The sequence below is a fragment of the candidate division KSB1 bacterium genome, from assembly GCA_034505495.1.
Taxonomy (GTDB): Bacteria; Zhuqueibacterota; Zhuqueibacteria; order Residuimicrobiales; family Krinioviventaceae; genus Fontimicrobium_A.
This window is the reverse complement of record JAPDQV010000053.1, coordinates 1-16,945: the sequence shown is the minus strand read 5'-3', so window position 1 is coordinate 16,945 and position 16,945 is coordinate 1. Positions and strand designations below refer to the sequence as shown.

The window sequence follows — 16,945 nt, the reverse complement described above, 5'->3', positions numbered from 1 at the left end:
CCGCGTTGGGGCAGGGGACAGGAAACTTATGGTGAAGATCCCTACCTGACCGCCCGCATGGGGGTTGCGTTTGTCAAGGGTTTGCAGGGTAATGACCCTAAATACCTCAAAGTCGTGTCGACTCCCAAGCACTACGCGGTTCACAGTGGACCTGAACCGGAACGCCATACTTTTGATGCCATCGCTTCAAAGCGGGACATGATGGATACCTATTTGCCCGCTTTTGAGGCCACGGTCCGGGAAGCCGGCGCTTGGTCGGTAATGTGCGCTTATAATCGAACCAACGGCGAGGCCTGTTGTGCCCATCAATTTTTGGAGGGGGAGATGCTTCGCGGTAAATGGGGATTCCAAGGCTATGTGGTCTCCGACTGCGGCGCTATTTTCGACATCTATGCTCATCATAAACTGGTTCCAACCCCTGAAGAAGCAGCCGCCTTGGCCGTAAAACGGGGCACTGATCTCGAATGCGGCGACGTCTATCAGGCTGCTCTCTATAACGCCGTTCATAACGGGTTGATCACCGAACAAGAGATTGACCGGGCGCTGACCCGACTTTTTACCGCCCGTTTTAAACTCGGCATGTTCGATCCGCCGGAGATGGTTCCATATGCACAAATTCCCTACAGCGAAAACGACAAGCCGGAACATCGGCAGGTCGCCCTCGAAGCGGCGCGAAAATCGATCGTGCTCCTTAAAAACGACGGTATTCTCCCTTTGAAAAAAGACATCAAAGCAGCCGTCATCGGACCCACCGCCGACTCGTATGCAATGCTGGTCGGCAATTATAATGGTACGCCCTCCAAGTATGTAACACCGCTCCAGGGGATCCGCAATAAACTCGGCGCGGAAAGGGTTCTTTATGCGCTCGGCTGCAATTTGGCCGACGACAATCCGCCTTCGGAAAGAGTTCCGACTGAAGCGCTGCGGTATGAGGGTATGCCCGGTTTGCGCGCCGAATATTATCGAGGCGTCAATTTTGACGAGCTGTTAACGGTCAGGGTCGACAAAGGAATTTACAGCAATTGGGTAACGGAACCTGTCGACGGAATGGGCGATACCAATTTTTCCGTGCGCTGGACGGGTAAACTAGTTCCGCCGGTAACCGGCGAATATCTTTTGACTTTGGTGGGCGACGACGGTTATCGGCTGATCATCGACGGAAAGCTGATTTTGGAAGACTGGACTTATCATGCTCCTCGGCCGATGTGGTCAAAAGTTTATCTCGAAGCCGGCCGCGAGTATGATATCAAAGTTGAATATTTCCAAGGCGGCGGCGGCGCCGAAATGACGTTTTTATGGGCAAAACCGGGAGTTGATTACCTCAAAGAAGCCCTGGATGCCGCAGCGGCTGCCGACGTCGTCATTTTCGTCGGCGGCATTACTGCAGAGCTGGAAGGCGAGGAAATGGAAGTGCCTTACGAGGGCTTCCGCGGCGGGGACCGCACCAGCCTCGATCTGCCGAAGGTGCAGGAGAACCTGCTCAAGAGGCTGCATCAGACGGGTAAACCGATCGTTTTGGTGCTGACGAGCGGCAGTGCCTTGGCCGTCAATTGGGCGAACGCGAATCTGCCCGCCATCCTCGAATTGTGGTATCCCGGCGAAGAGGGCGGAACCGCTCTGGCCGATGTGCTGTTCGGTGATTACAATCCCGGCGGCAGACTGCCCGTTACGTTCTACAAGTCGGTTGATCAACTGCCGCCTTTTGAAGACTATAACATGCAGGGCCGCACCTATCGCTATTTTACCGGCGAACCGCTCTATGCGTTCGGCTACGGATTGAGCTATACCAGTTTTGCTTATTCGGATTTTAAGCTTCCGAAAAAGTCCAAGTTGGGGAAACCGGTGCGGGTGTCCGTCAAGGTCAAGAACACCGGCATGCTTTACGGTGAAGAGGTCGTGCAGCTTTATGTAAAGCATTTGGATGCACCCTTTGACGTTCCGCTTCAGGCGCTGCAGGGCTTTAAGCGTATCGGTCTAAAGCCGGGAGAAACCAAGGTCGTGGAATTTGAACTGACCGAGAAAAATCTGTCGATCATCGATGCCGAAGGGAACGTCGGAGTCAAGCCTGGTAGAGTTCAGGTGGCTGTCGGCGGCGGCGTACCGGGATTCGTTCCGCCTACTTCCGGCAGTCTGAAGGGTATCGTTGCGGTCAAGTGAGGCTTTAAAACTCCGATTTCGGCGGTAAGGTCGGCAATTTAATTTCCCGGGTCGCATTAAAGAAAATCCCGAAGCAACTGCTTCGGGATTTTCTTTTCAAGAAAAAGCTCAGCTTATGACGATGACGGGATCCATGGACAACAGCAGCGGTTTGTCGGAAAAAATCAAAAGCTTTGCGCGTTCGCTCGGCTTTTGTGCGGTAGGCATTGCCCGCGCCGAAAGACTCGACGGCAGCTCTTTGGATGAATGGCTCCGCCGCGGATACCATGGCGAAATGGCCTGGATGGCGGTCCGACGCGAACTGCGCCTTGATCCTGCCGCCCTGCTGCCGAATGCCAAATCGGTCATCGTCTGCGCCATGAACTATTTTACAAATAGGAGGCCGGCCACCCCAACAGAAGGCTGCATTTCGCTCTATGCTTTGGGCGATGATTATCATCACGTTCTGAAAAATCTGCTGCGACGACTTTTGGATTTCATTCGCGCGGAAAATCCTGGTGTGAGCGGTCGGATTTGCGTCGATTCGGCGCCGATCATGGAAAAAGCGTGGGCGGTGCGGGCAGGCATTGGGAGACGGGGTAAACATTCGCTCCTCATCTCGCCGCAGTGCGGCTCTTGGATTTTCCTCGGCGAACTGATCGTTGACATCGAATTGGATGCCGATGCATCCATGGAAAATGATCCCTGCGGTTATTGCACCGCCTGCATAGAGGCTTGTCCAACCGGTGCCATCGTCGAACCTTATGTGATCGATGCGCGGCGCTGTATTTCTTTTTTGACCGTCGAGCTAAAAGCCGACCGTGCGCACCCGCCGGAATTGGCGGCAAAGATCGGCAACCGTCTTTACGGCTGCGATGCCTGTCAGGTAGTGTGTCCCTGGAATCACCGACTTGCGAAAGAAACGTCAGAGCCGGCTTTTCGCCCCCGTCCGGAGCTGCTGCATCCAAATTTGGAAGCTTGGCTGAAGATGCGGAAGGAGGAATTCGACCTGCTTTTTCGTAACAATCCGATCCGACGCATCGGTTTGGAGGCGCTGCGGCGCAATATTCTTACGGTTCTCAATAATAGAAGCAAAATGCTGCTGAATGGGAACGCGGAGAACTGAGATGACCGATCGAAAAAAGCCCAAGTTGGTCGCACTACTCTTCCTTTCATTTCTGCGGGTCGCCGGCGCCGTCGGTGAACGCGGCAGTTCATTTGCGGAACTGAAAACCAGCTTTTCTCAGCCTGCTGCAATTTACGCTCCGTTCATGTTTTGGTTTTGGGATTGCCCTCTCGACGATGAAGCTGAACGAATACGGATTGCCCGAATGGCCGAGGCGCTGATGGAGCAGAGGATCAATCCCGGCTATGTTCATGCCCGCTTCAACATGGTCGGTCTGCCCGATCTGCCTCGCGAACAGTGGCTTTCGCCCCGCTGGTTCGACACCTTTCGCCGCGCTGCAGAAATAACGTCGGCAGGCGGCTATCTCCTCGGTTTCTGCGGCGATTATTGGTGGCCGACGGGTCAGGCGGCCGGTCGCGTGTTGGCGCGGCATCCGGATCTATGGGCCGTCTCGCTGCGCTGGAAAACGCTCGACGTACCGCCAGGCTCTCTGGTCGAAATTCCGAAATGCTTTTTTGCGGTCGCAGCCCGTTTGGCGCCCACGCAAAACGCTCCCGAGTCGCTTCCCCTATGCCCCTCCGTTTTTCGATTCACAGAGTCAGATGGCGACTCGGTGATCGCGCATCGACCGGCCCTGATCAGCAGCCGAACGCTGCGCTGGGTCTCGCGCGGCGAGAAAAGGCTCTGGCATGCCCCGAAGCGCGGATCATGGCGGGTCTATGTTTTTTATACCTATTTCCATCCGGGCTGCGACGGCGGTCGAGTCAATTATCTCGATCGCCGGCTGGCCGATGCGTTCATTGCCGAAGCCTTACAGCCGAATGTCGAAAATTTGCGGCCGCTTTTCGGCCAAGTTATTCCGGGTATCTTTTTTGATCATGAGGGTGATTACGGCTACAAGCTCGCCTGGTCAAGTGATTTAGAATCCCTTTTCCGTCGTAAAACGGGCGAAGAACTAAGGCTGGTTCTACCCCTTTTAGTGGATGAGGATCAGGAAGGCCGAAGCGCGGTGGTCAAATCACATTGGTTTGATTGCGTATCCGACCTTTATGCGGATTTTTTCCGCAAAATTAATCAATGGGCCGAATCGCACGGTTTATGGACGGTTTCCAATCTGTGGGAAGAAAACCTGATGTGGCAGGCTTCGGCGGTGGGTGATTTCTTTAAGGTACAGCGCATTTTTAGCCTGCCGGGCACCGATGCTTTGGGCTTGCGGGCGCTGGAGCCGCACGATTTTGTCGAAACGCGCTCAGTTTGTGAATTCGAGAACCGACGGCAGCAGTGCGAAATTCTCGGCGGTGCCGGATTTTGGGGTTTTACCCCGATCACGATCAAACAGGCGGCAAACGCCGTTACCTGCTGGGGCGTCAGCCATGTGACTGTGCACGCGCTTTTCTCTACGCGCAAACTGGAGGGCAATCCCTGGCTTCCGGATTGGTTCGATGAGCATCCTTGGTGGCCGTGGCTGCATCAGTGGAGCGATTTTGTGCGGCGAGCCTCGCTGGTCAACAGTTTCGGACGCTCCGCAGCCGATGTCCTGCTGCTCAATCCGATGGACAGTGTTTGGGGTTTGTGTGACAGCCGGGTGTTTGATCCGGCTTTTCCGGACCGTGTACCGGTGCCTAAAATCATGCCGATGCCCTCTGATGCCGACATTCCGTTGTCCAATGAGGAAATGAAACGGCTGTCCGCCTGGTGGCTGCCGCCGCGGATGCACGAATGGTACGATGAAAGGGTACATCAGATCAATACCGTCTATTCTTTTGTCATCGATGAATTGGTGAAAAACCGTGTCGAGTTCTTGGTCGCCGATCGATACTATCTGCGGCAAATGCGCGTTGAAAAAGGCGCTTTAGAACGACCGCCTTTTCGGTTCCATACCCTCATCCTTCCCGACCTGGCGGTGTTGCCATCGGATGCTGCAGAAAAATTGGTGCAGTTCGCCGAAAGCGGCGGTCGGGTCATCTTTCTTTGCGGCGTCCCGATTCATTCTGAAAAACGAAAGAACGATAAGGAATTAAAAAGGCTCATGGATTGTCTTTGCCGACGGCCGACCGTTCGCATCATTCCTTGTGATTCTCTGCAACAGTTTTCGCGACTACTTGAAGCTCTTTCCCTCGCCCATGTTGCTTTTCATGAAGGCGAGTTTCCTCTGTTGCAGCAGCACCGCTGCATCGAAGGCCGCGACTTTTTCTGGCTGGCCAACAACACCGGCACCGTGCAGGTCTGCCGTCTCTTTTTTCCTAACCAGACCGGCGCGGTTGAGATATGGGATTGTGAAACCGGCGAGCGCCGCGGCTGTGAAGCAATTCAAGAGGAAAACGGCTGTGTGGTTCCAATGCGTTTTCAACCGTATGAGGCCTTTTGGCTTGTTTTCGAAAAGGAAAGGCCGCCATTTCCTGTACAGTCAGTTGTTTCCGAGAAACTCTACCTGACTTTGGACGGCGAATGGTCGATGCGCATCGAACCCAGCCGCCAGCCTGCAGTCGTTTTTCCGCGGCAAGGGATGACGCATTTGCCGAAGAAAGCCTGGCGTGACGTCCTGCGGCCTTGGCAGGAATATAGACTGCAAAAGTTCAGCGGCCGAGTTGAATATGAGACTTTGTTTACGCTGCCGGACAAATCCGCAGAGATGATCCTGGATTTGGGAGAAGTTTATTGGGCTGCAGAAGTGAAGGTGAACGGCACCCCCGTCGGCAGCCGTCTCTGGCCGCCCTTCCGTTTCGACGTGAGCAGGGCAATTCAACAAGGGGAAAACCGACTGCAGGTGACGGTGGGCAATCTGCTGAACAACGCGACAGGCGATGAACAGCCTGCCGGTTTGCAGGGGCCGGTCCGTCTTTACGTTATTGGACAGCCTTGATCGCTTTTTGTAACTTTTGCTCCTTTTTTTCGTCTTTCAGCCGCTTTTAAGGGATGATAAAAAAGGAGCAAGTGGATTGTTGCGAATTTCTGGAACGGTTTTTCTTATCAACGCTGCTCTAATGCTCACAGCCGCGCAATCTGAAACTTTTTTTCCTTTTCGCACGACGGTTCCTCCGGTGATCGACGGCAGGATTGAAGAAGAATTGTGGCGGCAGTCAGTTATAACTCCCAATTTTCTAATTATTGAGCCGACTTTCGGCGATACTCTTCGACAAAAAACAGTCATTTGCCTTGCCTACGATGACCAAAACCTTTACTTCGCTTTCCGTTGCCTTGACGAAGAACCGGCAAAGATCAAAACCTCAATTGTCCAACGTGACCGTATGTTTGCCGATGATTGGGTCGGCGTTTTTTTGGACGCTCTGGGGAATCGGCAAAGTGCCTACCTGTTGGTCGTCAATCCCGACGGCATTCAAGGCGATCAGCTGCATAACGGCGACAACGGCGACACGGCGCCGGATTGGGTTTGGTATAGTGCAGGGAATGTCACCGATGAAGGTTACACGGTCGAAATGGCGGTACCGTTGCGAAGCATTCGCTATACGGACGGCGACCATAGTTTAATGAACGTCATCTTTGTGCGTTACCTCAGTCGGTTCGGGCAGACTGCCGTTTATCCCGGCCTGCAACCGGGTCAGTCACCGTTGGCGGCCGGCATCGAGTTGGTCTATGAAGGCCTGCACTCTCCGCCGCAGGTCGAACTATTGCCGAGCTTTACTTACAGTTCAAGGGCGGAACGCGCGACCTGTAAGTCTATTGCCGCTGCCGAAGCGCATAAAGATTTTGGGTTAAGCGCTAAATACAGTTTGACTTCTTCGATCACGCTTGAGGCGACTTTCAATCCCGATTTTAGCCAGGTAGAAAGCGATGCCTACCAGGTCGAAGTAAACCAGCGCTACCCGATATTTTATGAGGAGAAGCGTCCTTTTTTCATGGAAGCAGGCGGTCTTTTTAATATTGCCGCTACCGGTGAGGACAACAACATGACGTCTGCCGTGCACACGCGGCGCATCGTCGATCCGAATTGGGGAGGTCGTCTGACCGGTTCGCGCGGTCGCTCTTCTTTCGGCCTGCTCGTTGCGGAAGACGCTTCTGCCAAACACATCGAGCAGAATGAAGACAAAGCCGTTATCGGCGCAAAAAACGCCTACTTTACGGTCGCCCGTTGGAAATACGGATTGGGAGGAGACAACTATATCGGTGCACTTTATTCGGGTCGCGAATGGGGAAACCGTTACAATCGCGTCACGGGAATGGATATGATCTATCGCTGCCGAGACCGACATAACTTTTCAGGTTCTCTGCTCGCCTCCGAGTCATTAAGCGAGCGGAAGGAAAGCGGCAATGCTGTTCTGATCAATTATCTGTACGGCACCAAAAAGTTGGGTTTATGGAGCGCATTGGAACGATATGATCCCCACTTTCATATGGAGACTGCTTTCTATCAGAGGACCGGATTCGAGCGATTTTCACTCTATGTGGGGCCGAATTTTTATCCCGATGCCGCAAAATATCCTGTTTTAAAACGAGTCAATCCGTTCATTTTTGCCTATCTGCTGCATGACCTAAAAACGCAGAGGGATGACCGACTTGTAGTTTTCTCTCTCCGCAGCTTTTGGACCAGACAGGGCATGCTGCGATTGGATTACCGGTATATGGATGAGTTTTGGCAGAGCAAAACCTTTCACCGTCGCAGCGGACGTATTATGGGTAGAGTCCAAGCCGTCAATTGGCTCAGCCTATTCGCCAACGCCGGATTCGGCAAATCCGTCTATTATGATAAAGTTGATCCCTATCTCGGCAATTTTTCCTCAGCTTACTTACAAGTGACCTGGCAGCCCAGTGCCAAATTGACGCAAAGTGCCGATTTTTATCATGAAACCTTTCGCAAGACTGCCGCAGGACCGATTGTGTATGATGTGGACATTTTTAACATTCGCACCACCTATCAATTCAACAAATACTTTTTCCTACGTGCTATACTCCGTTGGCAGGATTACGATAAAAAGCTGTTGACCGACTTTTTAGCTTCCTTTACTTTCATTCCTGGAACCGTGTTGCATGCAGGATATGGTTCGCTTTACGAGCAAAAGAAGTTGATCGACGAAGAATGGGTTGAAAGCAACGGCCATTTGCGCGAATTCACACGCAGCTTTTTTCTCAAGGCATCCTACCTATGGCGCATATAGGCGGTTTAAGCAGTTGCAAAACCAAATTTAGGAGGGCGTATGAAGTACAAGACCATCTTTTTGCTTGCCTGTTTGGGCTTTTTAGTGCCGGCAATTGCCCAAGAAGAACATAAAGAAAAGGCGTTTCAGTTGGGCATCGTGCCTTCGCTGAGCCTGAACGGCCGGGATGCAGCGGGCATCGTCAACCACTTTTCGGCCAATCTGCTGTGGGGGGTATCGGCCGGAGTCGCCGGATTTGAGGCAAACGGAATCGGTAATAACACCTTCGGCAACGTCGCCGGTTACCAAGCCTCGGGTTTGATCAATCTTGTAGAGGGTGACGTTCATGGCTTCCAGGGAGCCGGTTTTATGAACATCACCGGCCGAGTCCGCGGCGCACAAATAGCCGGATTCATGAACATTACCGGCGACGTCGAGCAGGCCCAGATTGCCGGCTTTATGAACATTGTCAACTCGTCCGTGCTCGGATTCCAGGGCGCAGGGTTTATGAACATCAACCGCTCGATGCAAGGGCTGCAGTTTGCAGGCTTTATGAACATCTCTGATACAGTGCAGGGAATGCAATACGTCGGCTTTATGAACATCGCTGAAAGCGTCGAGGGGCTGCAGTATGCCGGATTCATGAACATCGCCGGAAAGGTTAAGGGCATGCAGAGCGCCGGGTTCATGAACATTGCCGATAAAGTCGACGGCGTCATGATGGCGGGATTCCTGAACATCGCTCAAGAGTGCGACTATCCGATCGCTCCCGTCAACATCATCGAAAACGGCCGAATGAAACTCGTACTTTCTGCAAACGACGTGGGTACCACCAACCTTAGCTTCAAATCAGGCAACAAAACATACGGAGTCGTGGGTGCCGGATATAATGAGCAGAAAGAGCCTCTCAAATACCATGTCAACGCAGCGCTCGGTTTCTCGCAGCCGTTGATGTCGAAACTCGTACTTCATCTCGAAGCAGGAAGCGCTTTCTATATTGATCGTTTGGAAGACGAAAACGACCTCGAAAATAGAGGTGTAAACATTCATTCCATTAAAGCTCTTTTCGATGTTTCGCTCACGCGGAGAATCGGCCTCTATGCTGCACCGACCCTTAACTACATGGTCACGAATCGCAGCGAAGCCGCGGATCTGATCGAATCGCCGCTTTATGAAAAGAGTTGCGACTGCAACTCGGGCCGATTTCAAAAGCTGTTCCTCGGTGCGGAGGCCGGCGTTTACTTTTCATTCAAATGAAATAGACTAAAAACGGCTTTCGGCGCTTTTTCCGTTTGATTGACTCGACGAAAATGACTATTTTCGGCGCAGTTGTCAAATCGGAAAGGCGCCGAAAGTTTATGAAAAAGACACTCATTCTTTGCCTCATTCTGCCCTTCTGTACTTTTGCTCTGACGCTGGAATCGCCGCAAAAGGCGGTACAAGTGACGGTTCGCCTCGGCGATCGCCTCTCCTACACGCTCTCCATGCACGGTAAGCCGCTGATCGTCGATGCACCCGTGGCGCTTACCTTTCGCGGCATGTCAAGTTTCGGCGAGCGGCCGCGGCTGCGCAGCGTCAAACGCCGCACTATTGATGAGATCATCGTTCCGACCGTACCTGAAAAATTTTCCCGAATCCGTCATTTCGGCAACGAAATGACCTTGTCTTTCATCGGCGGCTATCGGGTCGTTTTTCGCGCCTATGACAACGGCTTTGCCTATCGCTGGATAACGGACCTGCAAAAGCCGGTCATTGTCGAAGGCGAGTTGGTCGATCTGCCGATCGCCGATGCCGAGGCGACCGCCTACATTCCTCTCCTCTCGCCGCGGGAAGGCGTCGATCTCTTTCACACCAGCTATGAAGAAAACTATACGATTCTGCCCCTTCGCTCGCTTACCACTGATCAGATCGGTTATTTGCCCCTATTGATCAAGTTTACCGACGGCCGAAGCATGGTGATTACCGAGGCCGATTTGGACGATTATCCCGGTCTCTATCTTTGCGGCCGCAGCATGGGATCGGGATTGTCCGGAGTCTTTCCGGCCTATCCCCTTGAGGAAAGAATCGCAGGCGACGAATTCAAGCAAAAAGTGGTCGTGCGCCGCGCCGACTATTTGGCCGAGACAACCGGCGCACGTGCCTTTCCGTGGCGGGTGATGTTGCTTGCCGGACGGGAGGCAGATCTGCTGGAGAACACGCTCGTCTATTGCCTCGCACCGGCATGCAGACTGCCGGAAACCGACTGGATTCGCCCCGGCAAATGCACGGACGATTGGACCATTGACACCAATTTGTACGGCGTACCGTTTCGGGCCGGTTTGAATACCGAGACATATAAATTCTATATAGATTTTGCCGCTCGATTCCGCATTCCCTACGTCATGTTGGATGCTGGCTGGTCGAACAATGACGATCTATTTCAGATCAATCCGAAGGTGGATTTTGAAGGGGTCCTTCGCTATGCAAAAGAAAAGGGAGTTGGTTTATTTTTGTGGACCCTTGCGCTGACCCTTGATCGGCAGCTCGAAGAGATTTTACCTCGCTTTCAGCGATGGGGCATCAAAGGCATTATGGTCGATTTCATGGACCGCGACGATCAGCAGATGGTACGCTTTTACCGCCGCATCGCCGAAGCGACGGCAAGACATCAGCTGATGGTGCTTTTTCACGGCGCCTACAAGCCGACCGGTTTGCGGCGTGAATTCCCCAACGTCATCACCCGCGAGGCAGTGCTGGGACACGAGTACAACAAATGGAGCGACCGCGTCACGCCAGAGCACATCGCCTGCCTGCCGTTCATCCGTATGACCGCCGGTCCCTTGGATTTCGAGGGCGGCTCCATGCTCAACGTCCATCCGCACGAGTTCCATCCTTTTTTCAGCCGACCGATGAGCCAAGGGACGCGCATCCACGAATTGGCATTGTACGTCATTTTCGAGAGCCCTCTGCAATACCAGGCCGGCAATCCCTCCGATTATTTGCGGGAACCGGACTTTACGCAGTTTTTGGTCGATATTCCGACTATTTGGGATGAAACCAAGGCGATCGACGGTGCGGTCGGGGAATATGTGCTGTTGGCGCGACGAAGGGGAACCGAATGGCACTTGGCGGCGATCAGCGACCGAAATCCGCGCAGGTTCGAAGTGCCGCTGAGTTTTTTGGATAACGGCTTATGGCAAGCGGAAATTTGGGCCGACGGCATCAACGCCGACCGCTACGCCTCGGATTACCGGCAGGAACAGCGCATCGTCACCTCAAACGAGACTCTAAGGATAGATTTGGCGCCTTCCGGCGGTTTCGTGGCCCGCTTTCGGCGCTCCGGTCGGCAATAGCTTGAAGCATTACACAAGCGTCCAACGAATCGTAAACAGCTCTTCGAGATAGTGGCGGCGATGCAGACGCTTCTCGACGCTGTCGATGATGGCGTCGCGCTTGAGCAGGAGCTCATCCTCGCGCTCGAACAGCTCACGCCGCAGCCTGCCTTTTTCGACCTCCAGCTCCTTCAGCTGCAGCTGCATTTGATGCTGCTGAATCGGCTCTTTGACCAACCGCGCTTCCAATGAGAGTCGGCGTATTTGTCGGCGCACCTCCTCGAGCTCCTTTTCGATGACGATGAGCACGTCGTCCGACCAGCGGTCGAGCTTTTCGATCTCATCGATAAAGTAACGGTTGTTCTTTTCGGCCGAGCTTCTCAGGAACGTTGCGGCGGAAGCTTCGGTCAGCCCCTCGAGCGTTCGGCTGATTTTGGCCGACGGCTCTTCAGCCCCCAAAATTGTTGCCTGCAGATGGAAAAATTGATCCAGCGTTTCGGCATCGATGACCTTGCCCTTGTCGGTGAATCCGACGACGACCAGATGCTCTTCGGTATCGATCGATTCGATCACCAGACGGCTGATGCGCATCCAGCCGCTGCGTCCTCTCAGTTTTTCCAAAGGCGTAATTTTTCGCGCCAATGAATTATAGTCGAATTGCAGATGCGCAGAGCGGCAGACGATCTGTTTGGCCGCGGCCAGCGCGTATTCGCCAAGCGGATGGGCTAACCGGTAGAGAAAATCGTCGCCGATCGGCGGCCGGTTTTTGGAAACCAATTGATACACACCGGTTTTGACCTGCGGCAAGGGAGAACGTTTCAGCGTAAACCGCATGGCCTGGTCGTCAAAATCTGCTATATCTCCCAGCACCTGTTTACTCAGTTGCCAGAATCTTTTGCTGACCATATCCAGGTGCTCGCGGGTTTCTTCGAGGTTCACCTTGATGCGGTTGTGGACGTCATAGTCGAAATGTTCCAGCAAAAGGCGTTTGGCGTCGCTCATGCGTTCGGCAATCGCGCTTTCCATTTCCGCCCGCAGCTCGGCAAACGCCGCTTCGATTTCCTCGCGTCTGCGGCACTGCTGATAGATGGCCAAAATGCGTTGTTCGAAATCAATGTCGGAATCCAACACGCCAAGGATTTCATCCGAAGCGCCGAATACGCCGTTGAAAAGATGCAGCTTTTCGTCGAGCAGCTCATAGACGCGGCAGTCGGTTTCGTTGCGCTTGTTGAGAAAGTTAATCACCACAACATCGAATTTTTGGCCGTAACGATGGCAGCGGCCAATGCGCTGCTCAATGCGTTGCGGATTCCACGGCAAATCGTAATTGATGAGGAGCGAGCAAAACTGCAGATTAATGCCTTCCGCCGCCGCCTCGGTTGCGATCATGATTTCGGCATGGTCGCGAAACTCTTCCACCAGAGCCGTGCGCATGTCCACGCCGCGTTGACCGCTGACTCGACCGCTTGCCGCATTGCGCTGTACCCAGCGTTCGTATATTTCTCGCGATTCGGCGTCGTCGTTGCTGCCGTTAAAGAGCACAATCTTATCAGCATAGCCTTCAGCGCGCAACCTTTCTGCAAGGTAATGCTGCGTACGCCGTGACTCTGTAAAGATAATGGCTTTACGGGCAGCGCCCATCTTTTCCAGCTCGGCAAAGCCGATGCGCAGCGCTTTGAGCAACGCCTCCGCTTTGGCGTCGCTTCGAATCTGCTGCGCTGCCGCAATAATTGCTTCGAGTTCACGAATCTCCTCGGTCAGTTTTTCAGGATCTACTGTCTGCTCGCCGTTTTCGCTCAGCTCTTCTTCTTCCAAATACTCTTCTTCGATGGCGTCATCGAAAAGGAACTGCTGCAGCGGTGATTCAACCGGTTGATCGGCCTGCAACGCTTCCAAACGATGTTTCATGCTTTTAAGCGTCTCCATCACTGCGTACCGTGACGAGGCCAAGATTTTGCGCAGAATGAGGGTCATCAAGTGGCGTTGACCGCGCGGAATGGAATAGGAGGGATCGCGATCGATGAACTCGGATACCCGTTCGTACAAAAGCTGCTCTTCGTCCGAAGGCTCATATCCGATCGTCAATGAACGCCGCTCGGTGTATTGGATATACTCGGTAACCTGATTGCGCAGCGTTCGCCGACAAAAAGAGGCCAATCGTCGGCGCAGGTCTTCGCGCTTGTCTTCCTGATGAACATAATTCTGCCGAAAGGATTCCGCGTCGCCGAAAAGGTGCTCGTCGATAAAGGCGGCAAGTCCATAGAGTTCCATTAAGGAATTCTGCAGCGGAGTGGCGGTCAACAGAATCTTTTTGCGGCCTTCCAGCGCCCATTTGATGTTCTGCGCCAGCTTGTTGTTCTTTTTGTAGACATTGCGAAGCTTGTGCGCTTCATCAATGACCACCAAATCCCACTCTATCGTCCTTAAACGCGCGCTGTAAGTGCCGGCAAAATGGATGGAAACGATCAAGACCTGCTCCTGATCGAGCGGATTGCCGCGTCCCGAGGTCACGGCGGCATGGAAACTGCGGTTGTCCAGGACGCAGTTGGGCAGATGAAATTTTTCGGTCAGCTCGAGACTCCACTGTTTGCGCAGCGAAGCCGGACAGATGATCAGCAGCTTGCGGCGTCTTTCCGCCCAATATTGGCACAACAACAACCCAGCCTCGATAGTTTTACCCAGTCCGACCTCATCCGCCAGCAGCGCCCCTTGGGAAAGCGGAGATTGCACGGCAAACAGGGCAGCCTCGATTTGATGTGGATTCAGATCAATGCAGGCGTCGAACAACGACTGCGTCAGCTGGCGAACGCCGTCACCCGCATGATGCGGCGCCAGCTGATGGGCAAAATATTTTGCATGATACGGCGTAGACATAAATCGGCTCAACGACTCATTAACGATAATTTAGCAGAGAGAACCGCTTAGCAATGCAATTCCGTGGATGCGGTGCTGTTACCCCGATGGCTCCAAAATGTATGCAGCAGATAGATCGAGACGACGGTAACGGCGAAGCACAGCATTAGAAAAGCGATGTAGGAGCGTAGGCTTCCGAACAATTCCCGCGTTGAAACGAGTTGATGCGGATTGGGAATAAAGAGAATGGACAGAAAAAAGCTTCCGCCGTTCGTCAACGCATGAATGAACATGGTGGCGGGGAGGGAACGGGTATTTGCATAAATCCAGCCCATAAACGCCCCCAGTAGGGCTGCGCCGATGAATTGCCAGGGATTCAAATGGCCAAAGCCGAAAAAGAAAGCCGACCAAAAGACGGCGCGGGCAGTAGAATAATTTTTCATAAAGCCGTCGAGAATGATGCCGCGAAAAAGCAGCTCTTCAAAGAACGGCGCTGCAATCGCAAGCATGAAAAACGTCGCCGCATCCCGTCGGCCCAAAAGCTCGATGAGAATTCTTTTGAACAATTCCGGCATGGGGATGATCTCGGTGAGAGGATCGACCAAAAAGTAAAGGCCTGCGGTGGCTGCGGCAATCAAAACAGCTTCTTTGGAAGAAATACCTCTCCATGAAAAGGTAAAATTCGGCTCCCTCCGTTTTTTCCAACGAAGAGTAATAAACAAAATGAGCGAAAATTGCAGGGAGTAGAGGATCGGCATTGTCCAAGCATTCTGAAGCAAAAAGGAAAAGAGACGTAAGGATGCCAAGAGGATGAACAAGCCGGCAAAAAGCAAGGCGATGAGAATCAATAAAGCCGTAATTCCCCAAGTCTGGCGAATTGTCGGATAATGATGTTTCAAAGAGCCGTTTGCGGATTCCAACTTTTTGTTCTGCATGCAAAAGTATACAAAAAAATCCGAAAAAATCAAAGAATAGGTGGTTCGGTTATAAGAAGGGTAAAGCGGATGATGCTTTGAAGAATATAGAGTTAGCAATAAAAAAGCCCGCTCAAGAGCGGGCTTTTGCGTGTTTACAGTTTGGTCACTTTGATGGCCTGTTGTCCCTTGGGGCTGGTGCCGATTTCAAACCGGACCTGATCCCCGTCGTTCAAAGTGCGGTAGCCTTCGCCCTCGATGGCTTTATAGTGCACAAAGACGTCTTCGCCGTTTTCGCGCGTGATAAAGCCGTACCCTTTTTGGGCGTTGAACCACTTGACTGTTCCTGTTTCCATTGAACCTGTCCTTAACGATTGGTAACGATGAGGTACTCTCGCTTTTTCGCCCTGTTTCCAGCGAAACAATTTTTTTATCCAAGAAACGGTGAGCTTTTTCAGAAAGGCGTCCCTTAACCCTTGATAAAATGAATCGCTAAAGACAGGATCCGAAAAGGGGTACCATGAACTGCAGAAACAATATACAAAAGATAATCCGAGACTGCAACAGATATTTGCAATAAAATTACGAAAATTTTAAAAATGTTCGGGTAAATCTGATCGTTCGGTCGAGATACCGCCTGCCGAACCGTCCATATCTCTGGTTGCTGAGAGCCGCGCTTTGCTCAAAGGATGCTCGGCGGTCGCCGCGTCAATCGCCTGTTCGGGTAGTCAAAAAATGAAGGCGGTCAATTTAGCGGACAGCAGTAAACAAAAATGCCGGTCGGATGTTCCGCCGGCAAGCATCAATTTAGTATCGCGCACGCCCAGTAGGATTCGAACCTACGACCTACGGATTAGAAGTCCGTTGCTCTATCCAACTGAGCTATGGGCGCAAACAAATAAAATTTAGCATTTTTTCACTTTTCTATCAACGGAAAAGTGAGAGATGCGGCAACATTACGGGCCTTAAATAAAGAAAGCACCTTTTGGTGCTTTCTTTAGAAGGCTGTTACTTTTGCGCCGATCCTTATTCCGTCAGATCGACGATCTCTGCGGACGGAGCGTTCTTTTTGACCGACTCGATGCCGTTTTCCATGGAGGCCGGCGATGAGTACATCTCGCTCTGGCCGATGATTTGGCCGTTTGCCGCTTTGAGTACGAAGTAAGGGGAACCGTCTTTGGCGGTTTTACGCTCGTAACGGCCGTCTTCAATGGCGTTCTTTTTGACCGACTCGATGCCGTTTTTGGCGCCTGCTTTGTCTTTGTAAGTTTCGCTCGTCAAAATGACCTGTCCGTTCGAGGCTTTCAGCACAAAGCGAAATTCGCCTTTGGGAGTCTTGGTCAGTTCAAATTTGGCCATAATTTTTCCCTTTCTTGTTTTTCATTTATGCTGTTAGTTTGTACTGGGGAGAATCTAAAACTTCTTAACATGCTTAACGGTCTCTTTATTTCATTACATCCTCTGAAATGTACGTTAAAGTATAAAATATTTTTCCAATCCATTACTTTTTGA

The 16,945-nt window shown here is 52.4% G+C and carries 10 protein-coding genes and 1 tRNA gene; 6 read left to right on the top strand and 5 right to left on the bottom strand.

Annotated features, from left to right (window positions below; all coding sequences use genetic code 11):
• From ONB24_14315 to ONB24_14290, 6 genes are all read left to right on the top strand, one after another.
• The coding region (locus ONB24_14315; protein MDZ7317284.1) for a glycoside hydrolase family 3 C-terminal domain-containing protein at window positions 1-2,157 on the top strand (2,157 nt) is incomplete at its 5' end.
• A gap of 115 nt (window positions 2,158-2,272) precedes the next feature.
• The gene (queG, locus tag ONB24_14310; protein ID MDZ7317283.1) at window positions 2,273-3,262 is read left to right on the top strand and encodes a tRNA epoxyqueuosine(34) reductase QueG; all 990 of its coding nucleotides are present in this window, start codon (window positions 2,273-2,275) and stop codon (window positions 3,260-3,262) included.
• Between the two features lies 1 nt (window position 3,263).
• The gene (locus tag ONB24_14305) at window positions 3,264-6,125 is read left to right on the top strand and encodes a hypothetical protein (GenBank protein ID MDZ7317282.1); all 2,862 of its coding nucleotides are present in this window, start codon (window positions 3,264-3,266) and stop codon (window positions 6,123-6,125) included.
• A 76-nt stretch (window positions 6,126-6,201) separates the two neighbouring features.
• Window positions 6,202-8,376 carry a carbohydrate binding family 9 domain-containing protein gene (locus ONB24_14300; protein ID MDZ7317281.1) on the top strand — a complete coding sequence of 725 codons (2,175 nt, stop codon included), beginning with the start codon at window positions 6,202-6,204 and terminating at the stop codon, window positions 8,374-8,376.
• Window positions 8,377-8,415: 39 nt separating this feature from the next.
• A complete protein-coding gene (locus ONB24_14295; protein MDZ7317280.1) occupies window positions 8,416-9,612 on the top strand; it encodes a hypothetical protein in 1,197 nt (398 codons plus the stop codon).
• A gap of 101 nt (window positions 9,613-9,713) precedes the next feature.
• Window positions 9,714-11,687, top strand: coding sequence for a glycoside hydrolase family 97 protein (locus tag ONB24_14290; GenBank protein MDZ7317279.1), 1,974 nt, complete (start codon window positions 9,714-9,716; stop codon window positions 11,685-11,687).
• Window positions 11,688-11,696: 9 nt separating this feature from the next.
• On the opposite strand, the gene ONB24_14285 is transcribed toward ONB24_14290, so the two are convergent.
• The 5 genes from ONB24_14285 to ONB24_14265 all read right to left on the bottom strand — a co-directional run bounded on the left by ONB24_14285 (window position 11,697) and on the right by ONB24_14265 (window position 16,792).
• Window positions 11,697-14,540, bottom strand: a complete 2,844-nt coding sequence (locus ONB24_14285) for a DEAD/DEAH box helicase (GenBank protein MDZ7317278.1) — start codon at window positions 14,538-14,540, stop codon at window positions 11,697-11,699.
• Between the two features lie 47 nt (window positions 14,541-14,587).
• Window positions 14,588-15,418, bottom strand: a complete 831-nt coding sequence (locus ONB24_14280) for a CPBP family intramembrane metalloprotease (GenBank protein MDZ7317277.1) — start codon at window positions 15,416-15,418, stop codon at window positions 14,588-14,590.
• Between the two features lie 170 nt (window positions 15,419-15,588).
• Complete coding sequence (locus ONB24_14275) at window positions 15,589-15,789, bottom strand: cold-shock protein (protein MDZ7317276.1); 201 nt, start codon at window positions 15,787-15,789, stop codon at window positions 15,589-15,591.
• A 462-nt stretch (window positions 15,790-16,251) separates the two neighbouring features.
• A tRNA-Arg gene (locus ONB24_14270) sits at window positions 16,252-16,325 on the bottom strand.
• A gap of 134 nt (window positions 16,326-16,459) precedes the next feature.
• On the bottom strand, window positions 16,460-16,792 hold the full coding sequence (locus tag ONB24_14265; GenBank protein MDZ7317275.1) for a YegP family protein: 333 nt from the start codon (window positions 16,790-16,792) through the stop codon (window positions 16,460-16,462).
• Window positions 16,793-16,945: the final 153 nt, after the last annotated feature.

Coding starts and splice junctions, on each gene's coding strand:
- ONB24_14285 (MDZ7317278.1), bottom strand. CDS start 14,540: ATGTCTACGCCGTATCATGCAAAATATTTTGCCCATCAGCTGGCGCCG.
- ONB24_14275 (MDZ7317276.1), bottom strand. CDS start 15,789: ATGGAAACAGGAACAGTCAAGTGGTTCAACGCCCAAAAAGGGTACGGC.
- ONB24_14305 (MDZ7317282.1), top strand. CDS start 3,264: ATGACCGATCGAAAAAAGCCCAAGTTGGTCGCACTACTCTTCCTTTCA.
- ONB24_14265 (MDZ7317275.1), bottom strand. CDS start 16,792: ATGGCCAAATTTGAACTGACCAAGACTCCCAAAGGCGAATTTCGCTTT.
- ONB24_14295 (MDZ7317280.1), top strand. CDS start 8,416: ATGAAGTACAAGACCATCTTTTTGCTTGCCTGTTTGGGCTTTTTAGTG.
- ONB24_14290 (MDZ7317279.1), top strand. CDS start 9,714: ATGAAAAAGACACTCATTCTTTGCCTCATTCTGCCCTTCTGTACTTTT.
- queG (MDZ7317283.1), top strand. CDS start 2,273: ATGACGATGACGGGATCCATGGACAACAGCAGCGGTTTGTCGGAAAAA.